Raw genomic sequence first — 17,520 nt, forward strand, 5'->3', positions numbered from 1 at the left:
CCGCCTCGGCAGCATCGTCGTCAGCCGACCCGACCCGACGCCATCCGGGCGGCCACGTCGACGATCAGGTCCTCCTGGCCACCGACCGGCTTGGCCTTGCTCACCTCGATCAGGAGGTCCTTGAGCGGGACGCCGAACCGGTCCGAGGCGCGCTCGGCATGGAGGAGGAAGGAGGAGTAGAGACCCGTACGGCCGAGCAGCAGCGCCGCCCTGTCCACCACCTGGGCGCGCGGCATGACCGGCCGGACGACCTCCTCGGCCGCGTCCATGAGCTGGAACGAGTCGATGCCGGTCTCGATGTCGAGCTGCTCGCAGACGGCGGCGAAGATCTCGGTCGGCGTGTTGCCGGCGCCGGCGCCGAGACCGCAGCTGCAACCGTCGATCCAGGTCGCGCCGCTCTCGACGGCCGCGATCGAGTTGGCCACCGACAGGCTGAGGTTCTCGTGCGCGTGGACGCCGACCTCGACGGAGGCGGGCAGCGTCTCGCGCAGCAGCCGGACACGGTCGCGCACGCCGCTGGGGGTGAGCGCGCCCGCGGAGTCGGTCACGTAGACGATCTCGGCGCCCGCGTCCGCCATGATGGTGGCCTGTTTCGCCAGCTCCTCCGGACGGGCCATGTGCGCCAGCATCAGGAACCCGACGGCCGTCATCCCGAGGTCCCGGGCCAGACCGAGATGCTGGAGCGAAATGTCGGCCTCGGTGCAGTGGGTCGCCACCCGGGCCACCGAGACACCGATGTCCGCGGCGCGCTGCAGGTCGGCCTTGACGCCGATGCCGGGGACGAGGAGCACCGCGATCTTCGCGGTCTTCGCTGCCTCGACCGCGACCTTGAGCAGGTCGAACTCCGACTGCTCGGAGAAGCCGTAATTGAACGAGGATCCGCCAAGGCCGTCGCCGTGGCTCACCTCGATGACCGGGACGTGTGCCTCGTCGAGCGCGGCGACGACGTCCCGCACCTCCTGGCCGACGAACTTGTGGGACTTGGCGTGGCTCCCGTCCCGCAGGGTGGAGTCGCAGACCGTGATCGGGCTCATGGGGCCATCACCTCGCGCCCGGCGGTGCTCGCGGCCAGCTCCGCGCCGACCCGGACGGCCGCGGCGGTCATGATGTCGAGGTTCCCCGCGTACGGCGGCAGGTAGTCGCCGGCGCCCTCCACCTCCGTCAGGATCGTCACCCGGCCGTCGTCGAAGAGCGGGTCGGAGCGGAGCCGGTAGCCCGGCACGTACTCCTGGACCCTCGCGACCATGCCCAGGACCGCGGCGGCGACACCGTCGCGGTCCGCGTCCCGGTCGACCTGGCAGAACACCGTGTTGCGCATCAGCACCGGCGGGTCCGCCGGATTGAGGACGATGATTGCCTTGCCCTTCGTCGCGCGTCCGATGTCCTCCAGCGCCCGGGAGGTGACGTGGGTGAATTCGTCGATGTTCTGCCTCGTCCCCGGTCCTGCCGAGAGGCTCGCGATGCTCGAGACGGTCTCGGCGTATGCGACCGGGGTGACGGAGCTGACGGCGGCGACCATCGGGACGGTCGCCTGACCGCCGCAGGTGATCAGGTTGACGTTGTCGGCGTCCTCGTGCTCCGACAGGTTGACGACCGGCACCACACCCGGCCCGAGCTTCGCCGGCGTCAGGTCGACGCACCGCATGCCCGCGCCGCGCAGCAGCGGCCAACTCGCCCGGTGCGCCGCCGCGGACGTCGCATCGAACACCAGGCTCACGCCGAGCTGCGGACCCTCCTCGACCAGCCACGAGACACCCTGGTGTGACGTGGTGAGCCCCCGTGCGCGGGCCCGCGCCAACCCGTCAGACGCGGGATCGATGCCGACCATCGCGACGAGTTCCAGCGCAGACGACCGGAGGAGCTTCTCCATCAGGTCGGTGCCGATGTTGCCCGAGCCGACGATTGCGCATTTGATACTTGCCATTTCCGTCCCTTCCCGTGACACGACTCGCAGTTCCGCGACCTCGCCTCGCCGCTCGATCGCTCTCGGTTCGAGAAGCACCCGTGACGCCGGTCAACGTGGGAAATCCTGATGTGTGAGGCGCAGCGCGCGAAAGGGAACCGTTCCGGCTATCGGGACACCGTCACGTCCTCGAACGCGCTCTCCTGTCGAAGGACGCACGCATCTGCGTGGCCCAGAGGTCCGGACGTGGCGGTGGCGCCGCGTCCAGGATCATCCGCTTCATCGCGAGGACGGTGTCCGCGTCGCCGGCCGCGATCCGGCCGGTGAGCCTGGCGACCGCCGGCTGCAGCTCCTCGCCCGCCACGACCTCGTGAAAGAGCCCGGCCGCGGCGGCCTCGCGTGCGGTCAGGCGGTCGCCCGTGAACAGGAGGCGGGCAGGCGGACCGCGTCCGACGGACGCGAGCAGGTTGTGCAGGCTTCCGCTGTCGATCGCCACCCCCACCCTCGACATCGGAAGGCCGAAGGAGGCGTTGGCGGCGGCGATCCGCACGTCACTCGCCAGGACGATCTCCGCGCCGCCGCCCACCGCGGCGCCGTTGACCATCGCCACCGTCGGCTTCGGACAGAAGGTGATCGCCGCCAGCGCGCCGGTCACCGCCGCGCACAGCGCGTCCGCCGCGTCGGCGTCCTCGAACGCCCGTCCGAGCTCGTCGAGGTCCATCCCCGCGGAGAAGTGGCGGGAGCCGGCGCCCCGGATGACCAGCGCACGCGTCTGCGGGCTGGCGCCCGCGTCCTCGACCGCGGACGTGAGCAGGCGCCAGTCCTCGACGACGAGCGCATTGGCCCGTTCCGGACGGTCCAGCACCACCCAGGCGACGTGGTCCTCCAGCGACACGGAGATCACGGGTCCACCGCCGGGGCCGTCGCCGCCGTACCCGGGTCGACACCGAAGAGCGCGTCGTCGTGCTCCCCCACGCCCGGCGCCGACCTGCGGTATGAGACCGGGGTATGGGAGAGGCGCAGCGGGTTGCCCAGCACCTTCGTGGACCGGCCGGTCCGCTCGTCGGTGACGTGCGCGACCATGCCGTTCGCCGTCACCTGGGGATGGTCGAGCGCCTGCGCGACGTCGAGCAGCTCCCCCGCCGGCACCCCGGCCTCGCGCAGGAGACGCACCCACAGGTCGGCCGGGCCCGCCGAAGCCGCCGACCTCAGCTCCCGGGACAACGCATCACGGTGCGCGAGCCGCGTCGCGTTGGTCGCGAAACGCGGATCGTCCAGCCACTCCTCGCGCCCGAACGCGGTGGCAGCGCGACGGAACATCGCGTCGGTGTTGGCCGCGATCACGAACCAGCCGTCGCTCGCCCGCACCGCCTCGTAGGGCGCGAGCGCTCGGTGCGCGTTGCCCAGCCGGCCCGGCACCTCTCCGGTCGCCCACAGGTGGCTGGCCTCCCAGACGCCGAGGGACACCCCCGCCGCCAGCAGCGAGCAGCTCACCCGCTGCCCGTGGCCACACTCGTCCCTGGCTCTCAGCGCCGCCAGCACCCCGATCGTGAGGTACAGCGCGGACGCGATGTCGGAGACGGGTACGCCGATCTTGTACGGCACACCACGGCTCGGCCCCGTCACGCTCATCAGCCCGGACATGGCCTGCGCCACGAAGTCGTAGCCGCCCAGCTCACGCAGCGGTCCCTCGTCCCCGAAGCCGCTGATCGACGCGTAGACCAGGCGAGGGTTGATGTCCCGCACCCGCTCGTAGTCGATGCCGAGCCGCACCGGCACGCCGGGGCTGTAGTTCTCGAGGAGCACGTCCGCCGACCGGATCAGGTCGTCCCGCATCTGCGTTGACGCCTCGTCGGCGAGGTCCAGGCTGACCGCGCGCTTGTTGCGGTTGACCGTCCGGAACGCCATGGAGTCGCCGTCGGGCCCACGGGCACCCGACCCGCGCAACATGTCCGGCCGGTGCGGTGACTCCACCTTCACCACGTCCGCGCCGAGGTCGGCCAGCAACATCCCACAGAGGGGCGCGGAGACCACGTGCGCGAACTCGAGCACGCGGATCCCGGTCAACGGCCCGACGGCGCAGCGCTCTTCGTGGTCAGCCATGCGCGCTCGCCACCGCCATGCCCGTGATCCATTCGGGCACCGGCTCGTAGGCCACCGTCGGCACCGGGACACCGCCGGCTGCGGCCGCCGCGACCCACGTGCGCACCTCGTGCGCCCCGTTCCCCGCGACCTCGATGTCGTCGTCGTCCATCCGAGCCAGTTGGTCCAGGTCACCCGTGCCCAGCAGACGGAGGAAGCGCTCGTCCCAGTCCGGGGCGATGCGCTCGGCCGCCGCCGCGAGCCCGGTCTCGATGAGCCGGCGCCGCTGCTCCTCGGAGAGTGTCTGCACCGTCGGCGCGAGACTGGGCGGCGCGTGCGAGAGACCGCCCGAGGCCACGTAGAGCACGCGGCACCCGATGGTCCGGACGTGCGCGTCGACGGCGCGGCCGAGGTCCGCGACGCGGGCCAGGCCCGGCAGCGGCCGGGCGACGCAGTTGATGACCACCGGGAGGATCGGCACCGCCGACAGCGACCCGAACAGCTGCGTCGCCGTCTGGCCGAAGCCATGGTCCAGCGGCAGGCGGTTGGCCACCGCCACGTCGAACCGGGCCGCCATCAACGCGGTGGCGAGGGACCGCGCGTGATCGGAGGGCACACGGTAGGCCTCCTCCACGGTTCCCCAGTCGCCGTACCCGTGCGCGCTCTCGACGACCGTGATGGCCGGCACGGTGTCGGTGAACGCGCGCCGGTGATCGGGCCCGAAGAACACGACGAGTTCCGGACCGAACCGGCGCACGTCCTCGCGCACCCGGTCGAGGCCCGCGCGGAAGACCTGCCCGACGTCGGATCGCCCGTGCATCAACGGGCTGTGCGAGGCGCAGACCACCATGCGCCCAGGAGTGTGGCTCACCGGTGGGCCGCCGTCATCCGGCGGACGGCGTCGCCGTCGCGACCGTCCCGCTCGCCGACGCCGGCCCTTCCCCCGCCGCGCCAGCACCCGGCCGCAGCTCCTGCCAACGCTGCGCGATGTCGAACCCGAACAGCCGCGACATCTGGATCAGGGACATGGGGTGCACACCCTGCTCGTACAGCACGTCGACGCGGCGGTCGACCAGCGCGCGGGCCTCCTCCTCGGACAGGTGGTCGCAGACCGCCAGCAGATCCTGCGCCGTCGCCGTCGGCAGCCACCCCGTGGTGTCACGGTCGGCGTACCACTGCCGCAGATGCTTCATCACTCCGTATGAGCTCATCGATTCACCTCTACCGCTGTAACCGGGCGACGCCCGCGCCGACGAACCACGACGGGATGGTCTCGTAGTAGAGAACCTCCACCGGGCCCGACGGCAGGCAGCCGCGCACCGTGAGCCAGTTTCGGATCTCGTGCCCGCCGTTGCCGGCCAGCCGCTCGATGTCGTCGTCGGTGAAGCCGGTGAGCCACTCCTCGTCCCCCGCGACGAAGCGGTCGAGGAACTCGCGGTCGAACTCCGAGCTCACGCGACCGTGCTCGGGACCCCCCAGCCAATGGCTGAGGCCACCGCTGCCGATGATGACGACCCGCGCGTCGACGTGGCTCGACGCGACCGCCTCACGCAGGGCGTTGCCCAGGGCTAAGGCGCGCCGCAGGGACAGCATCGGCCGCGTGATGCAGTTCTGGAAGATGGGTACGACCGGGATGTTCATCTCCGGCACGACGAAGTGCAGCGGGCTCATGAACGAGTGGTCGAGCCGCATGGCATCCGAGAAGGACGGCTCGAACCCCTGTCGCAGCAGCGAGGAAATGATGTCCGCGCTGAGCAGTGGCGCGCCGGGCACCTTGTACATCGGGATGTTGTCGGCCCATCCCTCGTAGCTGTCGCCACGTCCGACGCACCACTGCGGCATCGCGTCGTAAGAGAACGTGTTGAAGTGGTCGGTTCCGATCAGGATGAGGGCATCCGGCCTCAGCTCGGCCAGTTCGCCGCGAACCCGCTCGTAGGCCGCGTAGCAGCGCGCCGCGACGTCCTCGGTGACGAGGTCAGGTCTGCTCACCATGAACGACGAGTGCGACAGCGCATATCCGCCGACGATCTCAGCCATGCGATCCCTTTCGTCGATGAAGCCGGGGCCCTGAAGTGACAGGGGTCGAGGGGGCAGGCTCAGCATCTGCTGAGCGCGACACCGCCGACAACCACGTCGTCCCGCTCAGCAGGATGCCGCGCCCGACGCCTGGGTCACCGGCGCCGCCCCATCCGCCGGGTGGCCGCGGAGGAACCGCAGAACGCGCGCGTTGAACGCGTCCGGCTTCTCGAATTGCGGCCAGTGGCCACAGCCGTCGAGCACGTCGTATTCGGACACCGGCGTGAGTTCGTGCGCGGCCGCCGCGACCCGGGCGGGCGTCGTCGGGTTGTGGTCGGTCCAGTAGTAGAAGACCGGGACCGGGAAGCTCCGCAGGTCGCCGGGGAGGAGCATGCCCGGGCGCTTCCGGTAGACCATGTTCGCGACGCCCCGGTAGATGTCGGCGGCCGCCTCGCGCATCCGGGGGTTGTCGTAGATGACCATCCTGGTCCGGATCATCTCGTCGGGCATGTCGGCCGGGTCGTGCACGAGCCACTGCATCCGCGCGGTCCACGCCGCGTGGTCCATCGCGTCGTACGCCTTCTCCGAGAGCTCGAGCATCCGGCTCCAGCCGCGCTCCTCCTCGGGCGTCGCCGGCACCGGCCCGAGTCCGCCGCCGACCACCGTGACGACGGTGGCCACGCGGTGCGGCGCCAGGATCGCCGCCCGCATCGCGACGCCGCCGCCGAGCGACTCGCCGACCAGGTGCACCGGACGCGGTCCGAGCTGGTCCATCAGCGCGAGCAGGTGCCGCGCGTAGTCGTCGAGGTCGTAGCCGCACCCCGTGGGCTTGTCCGTGAGGCCGTGCCCGAGCATGTCGATCGCGACCGCACGGTAACCGGCCTCGGCGAACGGCTCCAGGTTTCGCACGAAAGCCTCGGCGTGCCCGCCCGTGCCGTGCAGGAACACGACCGCCGGCGCGTTCTCGTCTCCCGCCTCGAGGCACCGCGTCCGCACCCCGCCGGCCGACAGGTATCGCACCTGTCCCGTCCGCAGGTGCTCCAGCCAGATGCTCCACGTCATGTCTGCTCCTTCGGGTCGGCACTCGACGCGAGGGTCGGGTGGATGGGTGGGCGCGGGCTCCGGCGAACCGACGGCCCGCAGCATGCGCCGGGACACGCCGGCCAGGACCACGCCCACGCCCAGCAGGACGCCGCAGGCGAGCCACGCGACCCGGTACGAGTGGCGGCTCGCGAGCGCGGCGAAGACGACCGGCCCGATCGCGCTGCCGACGAAGTTGCCGGTCGAGACCAGTCCGCTCGCGGCCGCCGGCGCGGTCGGGCTGGACCGGACCGCGACCAGGTTGAGCGTCCCCGTCCACCCCCAGCCGCACGCGAACGCCAGCATCGTCCCGACGGCGAGGACCGGAGTGCTCGTCTGCACCCCGAGCGCGACGACGCCGAGTGCGCCGAGGCCCATGAGCCAGGCGAGCAGCCGCGCGTGGTCGGTGAGCCGGTCCGCGAGCAGGCCCCAGGCGGGTCGCGCCAGGATCCCCACCACGCTGCCGACGATCAGCCACGCCCCCGCCTGTGCCGCCGTGAAGCCGGTGGCCCGCAGCGCTTCGACGTAGAAGGCGCCGATCGCCGCACCGGCCGACCCGGCGGCGGCCGCGGCGAGGCCCAGCACGCGGAGCCCGGCGACCCGCGCCGGCGAGCGATGCTCGCGGCCGGCTCGCGCGTCCGGGTCCCCCGACGGCAACCGGTCGCGCCGGCACTGGAGGTAGGCCAGCATGACTGCGCCCGGCAGCACGCCGAGCACGAACGCGGCTCGCCACGATCCGCGGTCGACGAACACCACGGTGCCGCCGGCGATGAGGGTGGCGAACGGGATCGCGACCTGCCGGATGCCGAAGGCGACGCCCTGCCGGACCGGACGCACGCCGTACGCGAGCAGGGCGCTCGACGTCGTCTGGCCGAGCGCGAGGAACACGCCGGCCGCGCCGAGCAGGAGGGTCAGGGCCCACCAGGGCGCGTTGCCGGGCAGGAGCGCGACCGACAGCAGGACCAACGCGCTGCCGGTGACGGCGATGCGCGCCGTGGCCGAGACCCCGAACCGCTCGACCAGCATGCCGGCCGGTATCGCGGACACGGCCGAGACGAGGAAGAAGACGGAGATCGAGAGGCCTACGCTCGACAGGCTCCAGCCGAACTCCGCACGCAGGGACGGCCCGTGGCTGCCGACGAAGAGGAAGGGCGTGACGCAGGTCGTCAGCAGGAACAGGGCGAAAGACGTCGTGCCTGTCGAGCCGAACGGCCTGGACGCGACGCTCGACGGGGAGACCACTAGTAGTGCACGCCCTGGCCCCGCCCCGCGCTGACCGCGAGGTGCTCTCCGGTGATGCCGGAGGCCAGCTCGGAGCAGAGGAAGACGATCGCGTCGGCCACCTCGTCGGTCGAGACGACCTTGCCGAGCGCGGTCTGCGCCTCCATGTCGGCCCGAGCCTGCACCGGGGAGACACCCCGCCGCTGCGCGTCGAGACCGAGGAGGTCGTCGAGCCGCTCGGTCGCCGTGATCCCCGGGCTCACCGCGTTCACCGTCACCCCCGACCGGCCGAGCGCGAAGGCCATCGACCGGGTCAGGTGCACGACCGCGGCGTTCCGCGCGCCGGCGCTGATGGGTCCGGCGAGACGGGCGGCCATGCCGGTCACGTTGACGATCCGTCCCCAGCCCTGCGACTGCATGTACGGCCGCACCGCCCGCGCGGCCCGCAGGTAGCCGAGGTGCTTCTCCTCGAAGTCGCGGACGATCAGACGCTCGTCCACCGCGTCGAAGCTCTCGGGATCGGACCCCGAGGTGCGGCCGGCGTTGTTGACGAGGATGTGGACGCCACCGAAGCGCTCCGTGGCCCGCTCGACGACCGCGTCGAGGGCACCCTCGTGCGAGACGTCGGCCGGGACGGCCTCGACCGATCCCCCTGTCTCCTCGATCAGCCGGGCCGACGCCTGCGCGAGGCGCCCCGCGTCACGGGCACAGATCACCACTGCGGCGCCCTCGCGGAGGAACCGCCGTGCGACAGCCATCCCGATGCCGCGGCTTCCGCCGGTCACGAGTGCCGTCCGGCCAGATAACCCCAGGTCCACTTGACACCTCTTCTCCAGGCTCGCGACGCGGCGACCGCCGCGTGCGAGCGGTCAGTTCGAGTAGCGGGGCAACGTGCCGACCTCGAGCACCGTGCCCGAGACGGTCCGCGCCTCGTCGGAGAGCACCCAGGCGATCGCCTCGGCGACCTCCTGCGGGTCATTGGGCCGGCCCATCACGTTGTTGCGCGCCGCCCGCTGCTCGAACTCCAGCTTGGCCCGGCCTTCGAGCCCGTTCACCATCTCGCTGTACGTCGAGCCCGGCAGCACGGCGTTCACCCGGATGTTCGCCGCCGCCACATCGAGCGCCATGGCCTTCGTCATCGACAGCACGGCGCCCTTGGACGCGCAGTACGCGAAGAGATTCGGCCTGCCGTAGCCCGAGCCCGAGGCGAGGTTGACGACGCTGCCGCCCCCCGCGTCCCGCATCCGCGGGGCCACCGCCCGGGTCAGGACGAAGAGCCCACGGACGTTCGTGGCGAAGGTCGCGTCCCAGACGTCCAGCTCCGTGTCGAAGAAGTCGCCGTGGTGCCGCACCGCCGCGTTGTTCACCAGCCCCCACGGCGTGCCGAACTGTTCGCAGGCCTTCGCGACGAACGACGTGACCGCGTCGGCGTCGGACATGTCGACCTGGCCGACGCGGCAACGGTCGGTCGCGCCGAGGGTGCTTCGCGCCGCGGCCACCGACTCGGCCCGGACACCGAACGTCGACACACGCCACCCGCGCTCGAGCAGCAGCCGCACGGTGGCCAGGCCGATGCCGGACGTCCCACCGCTCACGATCACGTGCCTCACGGGGATCTCCTTCTCCTCAGAACCGTCGTGTCCGGCGCGACAGCAGCCCGTACACGGCCAGCGCGACACCCGAGATGAGCAGCATGCAGACGCCGTAGACGGCCGCTTCGGACGCGCCGCCGCGGGTCCAGCTCTCCAGCGTTCGTACGCCGAGCACCTCGTTGCCGGGCGAGACGAGGAAGGCCGACAGCGACACCTCGCGAACGCACAGAACGAAGCTCAGCAGCAGCGACGCGAGGGTCGTCTGCAGGAGCAAGGGCCGGATCAGTCGCCAGAACGTGACGAGCTTCGATGAACCGCTGACCCAACCGGCGTACTCCAGAGCGGGATCCAGCTGGAGGAACGCCGAGGAGAACTGCCGGACCGCGAGCGGCGTGTAGATCGTCACGTAGGCGACGAGCAGCAACCACCGGGTGCCGTACAGGCCGCCGACGAAGGAGTAGCCCCACAGGGTGCCGAGCGCGAGCAGCACCCCGGGTATCGCCCACGGGACCCAGGTCAGGCCTTCCAGGACGAAGCGCATGCGGCTCTGGCTGCGGACGATCCCGTAGGCGGCCGACGCGCCGAGGAGCGTCATGATCACCGCCCCGAGGAAAGCGAGGAGCAGCGTGTTGCCGATCGACCGCCAGAACACCTCGTCCTCGAACGCGGTCTGCCAGTGCTCCAGCGTGAGGCTGCCGTCCCAGATGCCCACGTAGCCTTCGAAGGATCCGTAGACCACGATCGCGACCGGCACGATCGAGCCGATCGTCAGGTACAGCCAGCAGACGCCGGCCGCCAGGAACCGCCATCGGCCCAGGTTGACCAGACGGCTCGCGGCACCCTTGCCCGCCACCGTCACGAAGGACCGGCGGTTGACGTAGACGCCGCCGAGCAGCACGAGGACGGCCGCCACCGCGGCCAGGCTGACGCCGAGCGCGGTCGCCTTGCCGTAGTTCGGCACCGGGGCGTTGAAGAGGGTCTGGTACATCCGCGTCGCGAAGACCTCGACGCCGGCCGGCCGGCCGATCATCAACGGGATGTCGAGCGTCTCCAGCACCCGGACCCCTGCCAGAATCGCGGCGCTGATGAAGGCCGGGGCCGCCAGCGGCACCGTGATCTTCAGCGCCGTCCGCCACGGAGGGATGCCGTTCGCCGCCGCCGCGTCCTCGAGGGTGGAGTCCATCGCGTCGAACGCCGGCAGCATCAAGAGGTAGACGAGCGGCACGACGACGATGGACAGCGTCACGATGACGCCGGTGAACGAGTAGCTCTCCGGGATCACCGAGGACAGGACCGGGACGTTCTCGGTGAGTCGCTTCACCGACCCGACGCCGATGGTCCACGCCAGGCCGATGAGGACGGTCGGGATGAAGAGCGGCAGCATCAGCGCCGTCCGGAACAACTCCCGCCCGGGGGTGTTGGTCCGGCTGACCAGCCACGCGAGCAGTGTTCCCAGGGACGCGGCGATCGCCATCGTCGCGCCGCCGATCTGCAGGCTGTCGCTCCACGCCTGATACGTCCGCTCGTCGGCGTAGGCGGCCCGCCATCCCTGCAGGGAGAACGCGACGTCGTCCGATCCGGGCGCGCCCGCCAGGACGCTGCCCGCGAGCGCCATCACCACCGGGTACAGCAGGATCCCGATCCCGAGCACCAGCGCGGTTAGGACAACGGCTTTCGTTGCCTTGTCACGGCGCTGCCACCTGGCCGCCTGGACGCTCTCGTCGCTGGGTCGCTCGACCGTGACCGTCATTTCTCCGTCACCTCACCCGCTCCGCCGGCGGCGCTCCGAACCGCACCCGCGGACCCGGTTCGAGCACGACGTGCTCGTCGCGCCCGTCCGCCCACCGGGAAGCGCTCGGGTCCACCAGGTGCGCGATCTCCTCGTGTCGCAGCCAAGCGAGCGTCTCCAGCTCCAAGGCGTCCAGCCAGCCGCTCTTGCCCGATCGCAGATCGGTGATCTTCAACCGCGGCGAGTTGCCCTGCCGGTCGCATGTCACGCGCACGGCAGCGAACTCGTTGTCGATGACAAAGCCGTCCTCCACGAACCGGCTCCCTTCTGGTCCTGCATTCGACGCCATGACCCGGACCTAGAGGATGAAGGCGATGACGGGGAGTTCCTCGTTCCGGTTGATCAGCGTCACCTTCTTGTAGGAGATGCGGAACCGACGCAGCGGGTCATCAGCGGCGGGGTCGTTCGCGCGGAGCCGATACTCGGCCGTCCCGACCCACTGCACGTGATGGTGCCGACGCAGTTCGGTGACCTCGAACCGGCACCGCACCGGAAAGTCCCCGGCCGCGGCGTCCGGAACCCATGTGCTGCTGCCCAGGCCGGGCTGGACGTTCGTCACGGCCCGGCTCATCTGCGTGTAGGGGTCCTGCGAAAAGACCCAGTCGCCGGCGAGCCGCTCGATCCGACGGTCGAGGCGCACGCAACTGTCGTAGATGAGCGACACCTGGTCCTCGGGATCCGGGGCCTGTCCGCCGGCGGGGACCCAGTAGACGACGTCGTCGGTGCAGAGCGAGAACCACTCGCGGTACTGGTGGGTGTCGAGCAACGACGCCTCGGCGTACAGGAAGTCCTCGATCTCGTCCCGCCGCGGCGCCCGCCCGCCCGACGCGCGGACGCCGATAGTGCTGCCGGCTGCTGCCATGGTCGCCGCATCGCTCATGACTGCGTCATCCTGTCCTTGTAGTGCTTCCAGATCGCGCGCTGGGCGATCTCGTCCTTCGTGCGTCCGGTCGGCTGCCCGAGGGAGTTCGTGCTCTCCCGGTGCAGGCCGCGACTGAGGTCGAGCCACTCCTCGCCGGACCCGATCCGGGACTCGATCCCGGCCTGGTTGCGCTCGAACACCTCGATGTCGTCCTGGAGGACCATCCCGGCCGGCCCGTAGCTCACCTCGTGCCGGCGCAGCCGCGCGCGGTTGATGAGCGGATCGGCGCCGCGCAGGTTGAAGACGTAGTGGTAGTAATGGGTCGTCCGCACCCCGACCGGCGTGATGATGCGCAGATCGTTCTGGAGCATGAACAGGTTGGGGAAGACCATCATGTGCGGAACGGCCTGCTTGAGGACCGCGTTCGCGCCTTCCTCCCCAAGCCGGCGCCGCAACGAGTCCTCGTACTCGCGCTGGACCTCGTCCGGTACGACGGATTCCGTGACACCGCCTCCGACGGTTCGGATGCCGCTGCCGAAGTCCATCGCGGTGTGCCCGTTGCCGAGATCGATGTTGACGGCCTCGGAGTCGGCATCCTCCGTCGAATACCAGACCTTTCGCAGGTCCTCGTCCATGTCCCAGATGCCACGGTGGACGAAGCCGGCGTGGTAGTCGTCGACCGAGTTCTCCAGCGGCATCTTCCAGTTGGCTCTGATCACCATCTTCTCGACCCCGACTATGTCGATCTCACCCGTCGGGGAGCGGTCGACATAGCGGTCCAGGTGCGGCACCGCGGCGCCGAGGGTCTCGATCAGCGACGGCCCCTCGGGCGAGAAATTCACGAAGACGAACCCCCGGTACGTCTCTAGCCTCGGCACCGGGACGAGGTTGAGCTCCTCGCCCTCCTTGCCGTATCCCGGGGCGTAACCGGCGCGGAACGTCCGGCCCAGAAGCTTCCCACCGTTGTTGAAGGTCCAGCCGTGGTAGGCGCAACGGAACACCTGGGCGCTGCCGGAGTCGCGCATGCACAGGACGTTGCCCCGGTGCGGACACCGGTTGATCATGGCGTGGATGTCGCCGTCCTCGTCCCGCGTGATCACGAGCGGGACGAGAGAGACCAGCCGCGTCACGTAGTCGCCCGGCTGTGCGATCTCGCTGTCGTGGCAGGCGAAGACCCACTCCTTGCGCCAGATCTGCTCGACCTCGCGGCGGAAGATCTCCTCGTCGTAGTAGACCCGGCCGTGCACCCGGTCATGGCGGACCAGGTCCTCGAAATCAATCCGCTTGTTGACACCAGTTTCCGCGGAGACGGTCATGCGCGTTCCCCTCCTGTCACCCGTTTGCGGCGGCTCACCGGCCGAAGTACTTCTGCGAGAAGGCCTCGACCTGCTCGTGGTTGGCGATCACGTTGTCCAACCGCGTCTCGATGACCTCGGTGTAGTGAGCCATGTCGGACTTCGGGTCGGGCACCTTGATGTTGCTGCGCGCCGGCGTCAGGCCGCCCTTGGCGACGAGCGTCTGGCCCTCTTCGGACATCAGGAACGACATCCAGACCTTCGCGGCGTTCGCGTGCGGCGCACCCTTCGTCATCGAGAGGTTGGCCGGCCCGATGTACGGCTTTCCGCCGGGGAAGACGAGCTCAACCCGGTCCCTACCGCTGCCCTTGATCTCACCGATGCTGAACGCCCCGAACGGGAAGTACGCCGCGACGTCGCCCCGCACGAGCCGCGCCACGTTGTCCGCGTGTACCGGCCCCAGCTGCACGTTGGAGCGTTCGCCGAGGGTGTTCAGGTAGGAGGCGCCGTACTTCTCCTCGCCCTCCATCGCGACGGCCCAGGTGAAGCCGCCACTGCCGAGCAACGGGTCCGCGAAGATGACGGGCTCCGTGATCGACCCGTCCGCCAGGGACCACCAGTCCGAGACCTTGCTCGGGTCGAGCTTGGATTTGTTCACCGCGACGCCGTACAGGGTGAGCTGGAAGGGATACCAGAAACCGTCCTCGTCGAACTCCGCCGCCTTCGTCAGGAAACCGGGGAAGCCCGTCGGCTTGAACGCCTCCGAGAGTCCTTCCTTCTTCATGATCTCGCCGTACTGCACGCCCAGGCCCACGGTGTCGACCGTCCGGTTGCCCGCCCGCTGCTCGGCGCGCAGGCGCTCGAGCGTCTCGGCGGCGCGCAGCGGCGTGATGCTGAGCTTGATGCCGTACCGGTCCTTCATGATGTTTTGCATCTGCTTGGCGATGTCGGGGTTCAGCGTCGAGCCGACGTGGTTCACCGACCCCTCGTCACGGGCCTTGGCGAGGACGTCCGCCCCCAGACCGAAGTCGTCGGCCTGGCTGGATGTGCCCGCCGAGCCCGCACCGGACTTGGCGTCGTCACCGCAGGCGGCGAGCGCGCCCGCCAGAACAACCGCCAGGACGAGAGCGGCGGCGCGCCTGCGGTTCGCGACCACGGCCCGTACGGGGAATATGCTCATGGTGCCTCCTGGGACGTAAATGCTCGGGGATGTGTGCGGCGGGAGCCGCGACCATCGCGGCTCGAGGACCTGGGTGACCGCTTGTGACGCAAGCGGCCCGGGATCATGCGACCTTTGTGGATACGCCGCCCTGGCTCTGCGGCCCCGAGGGCTGGGCCGGGGGTCGGTTTTCCCGCAGCAGCCGGACGAACTGGGGCAACACCGTGATCCTGACGAGGGACCCGACGTCGACGAGACCCCGCTGCTGGGCGTGGACGGTGAGCTTCTCCCCGCCCACGTCGACCGTGATCTCCCACTGCTCGCCGAGGAAGGTCACGCTCTCGACCGCGCCGACCAACCCGTCGACGTCGCGCGACCCGTTCGTCGCCGCATCCGGTTCGACGTCGACCTGCAGCGCCACATGCTCCGGCCGGACGAGCACCCGACACGTGTCGTCCGGCGCGACGTCGTCACCGGGCGCGGTGGCACGCAGCCGGCCGATGGTCCCGTGCGCGCCGTGGAGCTCGACCTCACCCGACCCGTCGGTGACGCGCTCGACGCGCCCGTCGAGGAAGTTGGCGGCGCCCATGAAGGAGGCGACGAACTCGCTGCGGGGGCGCTCGTACACGTCCTGCGGGGATCCTTCTGCGACGATCCGTCCGGCGTTCATCACGATGACGCGGTCGGAGAGGGCGCAGGCCTCGACCTGGTCGTGGGTGACATACACGGCGGTCATCTGCAGCTCCTGCTGAAGGCGCCTTAGGTCGAGCCGCATCTGTCTGCGGAGCCCGGCGTCGAGGTTGCTCAGCGGTTCGTCCAGCAGCAGGATCCGCGGCTCGTGCACGATGGCGCGGGCGATGGCCACGCGCTGCTGCTGACCACCGCTGAGGCGCGTGGGCGACCGGTCCGCGAAGTCCTCCATCTGCACGCGGGCCAGCGCGCGCATGACGCGGTCGCGGATCTCACCCTTGGAAACACGCCTGGCCTTCAGCGGATAGCCGACGTTCTGCGCCACCGTCATGTGGGGCCAGAGCGCGTAGCTCTGGAACACCATCCCGAACGGACGTCGGTGCACGGGCGTCCACTGATCGTCGGTGGAGAGGGCCCAGTCGCCGACGCGGATGGAGCCGGAGGTGGGGCGCTCCAGTCCGGCGATCGTTTTCAGCGTCGTGGTCTTGCCGCACCCGCTCGGGCCCAGCAGGCTCACGAACTCGCCGTCGGACACGTCGAAGCTGACGTCGTCCATCGCCGGGGTCGTCGTGCCCGGGTAGAGCTTGGTCAGGTGCGAGATGGACAGGACCCGGCCCGTCGCGCCCGGTGCTTGCGCGGTGGGGGCGGTCAACGATGGCATGGCGCCGTCGGTCGCGTTGCGGGTTGCCGTCTCCATCTAAGCTCCCTCTGACCTGGTGCGCATTGTCTGACCCGGTTGGCCGTCCCGGTCATGCGACCGAGTCGGTAGCTTCCGCTAAAGCTCTCGGCAGGAAGATGCGCCGTCAACGACCGCGTTCCGATGAACGGGACGGGCGGGAGAACGTTCCGGATCCGCCCCCGGCTGGATGCCGTTCAGTGGAACGAGCGCATTGCCGCGAGCGCGGGATGACTCGCATAGTCGCTCGTGCGACGAACGGAGTGAGCACGGTCGTGCTCCGCAGCCCTACGAGCCCGGGAGAGTGCATGAAGGTCTCAGTCGACGGCGTCTCGATCAACTACCACGACGCGGGCACCGGCGAGCCGGTCATCCTGCTGCACGGCTCCGGGCCAGGTGTCTCGGCGGCCGAAAACTGGTCGCGGACGCTCGACGTCCTCGCCGACCGGGGATTCCGGGCGATCGCGCCGGACGTCGTCGGTTTCGGTGACAGCGACCGTCCGGAGGGCTTCCAGTACGACGCCCGTGGCTGGGCGGAGAGCATTCGTGGGTTCATGTCGGCACTCGATCTCGGCTCGGCCCACCTGGTCGGCAACTCGATGGGTGGCCGCATCGCGTTGACCCTCGCCGGAGCGACGCCCCACCTGGTGCGGTCGTTGACGCTCATGGGGGTCCGGGCGCCCTCCGTGCCGCCGGCCGCCGGGCTGGGGAAGGTCCGTGGCTACGAGCCGTCGCTGGAGAACATGCGCTCGCTGCTGACCGACTACTTCGTCGTCGACCCCGCCGTCGTCACCGACGAGGTGGTCACCCGGCGCTACGAGGCGAGCACGCGGCCGGGTGAGCACGAGCACTACCGCCGGATGTTCTCCTATCCGGGAGCGAACGATCTCCCGCTCAGCGACGACGACCTCCGGAGCCTGGCGGTTCGCACCCTCATCGTCCACGGACGCGAGGACAAGGTGATCCCGGTCGACCACACGTACGCCATGGCCGCGCTGATCCCGGACGTGGTGTCGGTGGTCGTCAGCGGGTGCGGACACTGGGTGCAGGTCGAGCAGGCCGACATGTTCGAAAGCCAGCTCACGGCGTTTCTCCGCGGCTATGGGGACGCCGGAGAGAGCGCGCGGGCGCGCCAGAGCGCGGGGACGGTGTAGA

At 70.3% G+C, this 17,520-nt stretch carries 17 protein-coding genes; 1 reads left to right on the plus strand and 16 read right to left on the minus strand.

Translation table 11 applies throughout. The annotated features are described in order from the left end of the window. Positions 1–20 precede the first annotated feature (20 nt). The 16 genes from dmpG to GA0070613_RS31480 form a co-directional block, all read right to left on the minus strand. Positions 21–1,034 carry a 4-hydroxy-2-oxovalerate aldolase gene (gene dmpG / locus GA0070613_RS31405; protein WP_089015580.1) on the minus strand — a complete coding sequence of 338 codons (1,014 nt, stop codon included), beginning with the start codon at positions 1,032–1,034 and terminating at the stop codon, positions 21–23. Then, on the minus strand, positions 1,031–1,924 hold the full coding sequence (locus tag GA0070613_RS31410; RefSeq protein WP_089015581.1) for an acetaldehyde dehydrogenase (acetylating): 894 nt from the start codon (positions 1,922–1,924) through the stop codon (positions 1,031–1,033). The genes dmpG and GA0070613_RS31410 overlap by 4 nt, the downstream gene beginning before the upstream one ends. Before the next feature lie 160 nt (positions 1,925–2,084). Beyond that, on the minus strand, positions 2,085–2,807 hold the full coding sequence (locus GA0070613_RS31415; RefSeq protein WP_157746618.1) for an enoyl-CoA hydratase/isomerase family protein: 723 nt from the start codon (positions 2,805–2,807) through the stop codon (positions 2,085–2,087). Beyond that, positions 2,804–4,006, minus strand: a complete 1,203-nt coding sequence (locus GA0070613_RS31420; RefSeq protein WP_089015583.1) for a CaiB/BaiF CoA transferase family protein — start codon at positions 4,004–4,006, stop codon at positions 2,804–2,806. Before GA0070613_RS31420 ends, GA0070613_RS31415 begins: the two co-directional genes overlap by 4 nt. Continuing rightward, positions 3,999–4,835, minus strand: coding sequence for a 3-carboxyethylcatechol 2,3-dioxygenase (locus GA0070613_RS31425; protein WP_089015584.1), 837 nt, complete (start codon positions 4,833–4,835; stop codon positions 3,999–4,001). The genes GA0070613_RS31420 and GA0070613_RS31425 overlap by 8 nt, the downstream gene beginning before the upstream one ends. 34 nt (positions 4,836–4,869) lie before the next feature. After that, positions 4,870–5,196 (minus strand): hypothetical protein, encoded by a 327-nt coding sequence (locus GA0070613_RS31430; protein ID WP_157746620.1) that lies wholly within the window; start codon positions 5,194–5,196, stop codon positions 4,870–4,872. Positions 5,197–5,206: 10 nt separating this feature from the next. Beyond that, positions 5,207–6,022: a DODA-type extradiol aromatic ring-opening family dioxygenase gene (locus GA0070613_RS31435; protein ID WP_157746621.1), complete on the minus strand. Its 816-nt coding sequence runs from the start codon at positions 6,020–6,022 to the stop codon at positions 5,207–5,209. A 105-nt stretch (positions 6,023–6,127) separates the two neighbouring features. Next, positions 6,128–8,323 carry an MFS transporter gene (locus GA0070613_RS31440; protein ID WP_089015587.1) on the minus strand — a complete coding sequence of 732 codons (2,196 nt, stop codon included), beginning with the start codon at positions 8,321–8,323 and terminating at the stop codon, positions 6,128–6,130. Then, positions 8,323–9,120 (minus strand): SDR family NAD(P)-dependent oxidoreductase, encoded by a 798-nt coding sequence (locus tag GA0070613_RS31445; protein WP_331716711.1) that lies wholly within the window; start codon positions 9,118–9,120, stop codon positions 8,323–8,325. The genes GA0070613_RS31440 and GA0070613_RS31445 overlap by 1 nt, the downstream gene beginning before the upstream one ends. Positions 9,121–9,171: 51 nt before the next feature. Beyond that, the gene (locus GA0070613_RS31450; protein WP_157746623.1) at positions 9,172–9,912 is read right to left on the minus strand and encodes an SDR family NAD(P)-dependent oxidoreductase; all 741 of its coding nucleotides are present in this window, start codon (positions 9,910–9,912) and stop codon (positions 9,172–9,174) included. Between the two features lie 16 nt (positions 9,913–9,928). After that, a complete protein-coding gene (locus tag GA0070613_RS31455; RefSeq protein WP_089015590.1) occupies positions 9,929–11,644 on the minus strand; it encodes an ABC transporter permease in 1,716 nt (571 codons plus the stop codon). A gap of 7 nt (positions 11,645–11,651) precedes the next feature. Continuing rightward, complete coding sequence (locus tag GA0070613_RS31460; protein ID WP_197699023.1) at positions 11,652–11,936, minus strand: hypothetical protein; 285 nt, start codon at positions 11,934–11,936, stop codon at positions 11,652–11,654. A gap of 45 nt (positions 11,937–11,981) precedes the next feature. After that, entirely contained in the window at positions 11,982–12,563 is a 582-nt protein-coding gene (locus GA0070613_RS31465) for an aromatic-ring-hydroxylating dioxygenase subunit beta (RefSeq protein ID WP_089015592.1), read from the minus strand. Next, entirely contained in the window at positions 12,560–13,861 is a 1,302-nt protein-coding gene (locus GA0070613_RS31470) for an aromatic ring-hydroxylating oxygenase subunit alpha (RefSeq protein ID WP_089015593.1), read from the minus strand. Before GA0070613_RS31470 ends, GA0070613_RS31465 begins: the two co-directional genes overlap by 4 nt. A 34-nt stretch (positions 13,862–13,895) precedes the next feature. Beyond that, the gene (locus tag GA0070613_RS31475; RefSeq protein ID WP_089015594.1) at positions 13,896–15,020 is read right to left on the minus strand and encodes an ABC transporter substrate-binding protein; all 1,125 of its coding nucleotides are present in this window, start codon (positions 15,018–15,020) and stop codon (positions 13,896–13,898) included. Positions 15,021–15,123: 103 nt separating this feature from the next. Beyond that, positions 15,124–16,245 (minus strand): ABC transporter ATP-binding protein, encoded by a 1,122-nt coding sequence (locus tag GA0070613_RS31480; RefSeq protein WP_197699024.1) that lies wholly within the window; start codon positions 16,243–16,245, stop codon positions 15,124–15,126. 428 nt (positions 16,246–16,673) lie between these two features. On the opposite strand from GA0070613_RS31480, the gene GA0070613_RS31485 reads away from it, so the two are divergent. Then, a complete protein-coding gene (locus GA0070613_RS31485) occupies positions 16,674–17,519 on the plus strand; it encodes an alpha/beta fold hydrolase (protein ID WP_157746624.1) in 846 nt (281 codons plus the stop codon). Position 17,520: the final 1 nt, after the last annotated feature.

Origin of the sequence: Micromonospora inositola, from assembly GCF_900090285.1 — a bacterium.
Taxonomy (GTDB): Bacteria; Actinomycetota; Actinomycetes; order Mycobacteriales; family Micromonosporaceae; genus Micromonospora; species Micromonospora inositola.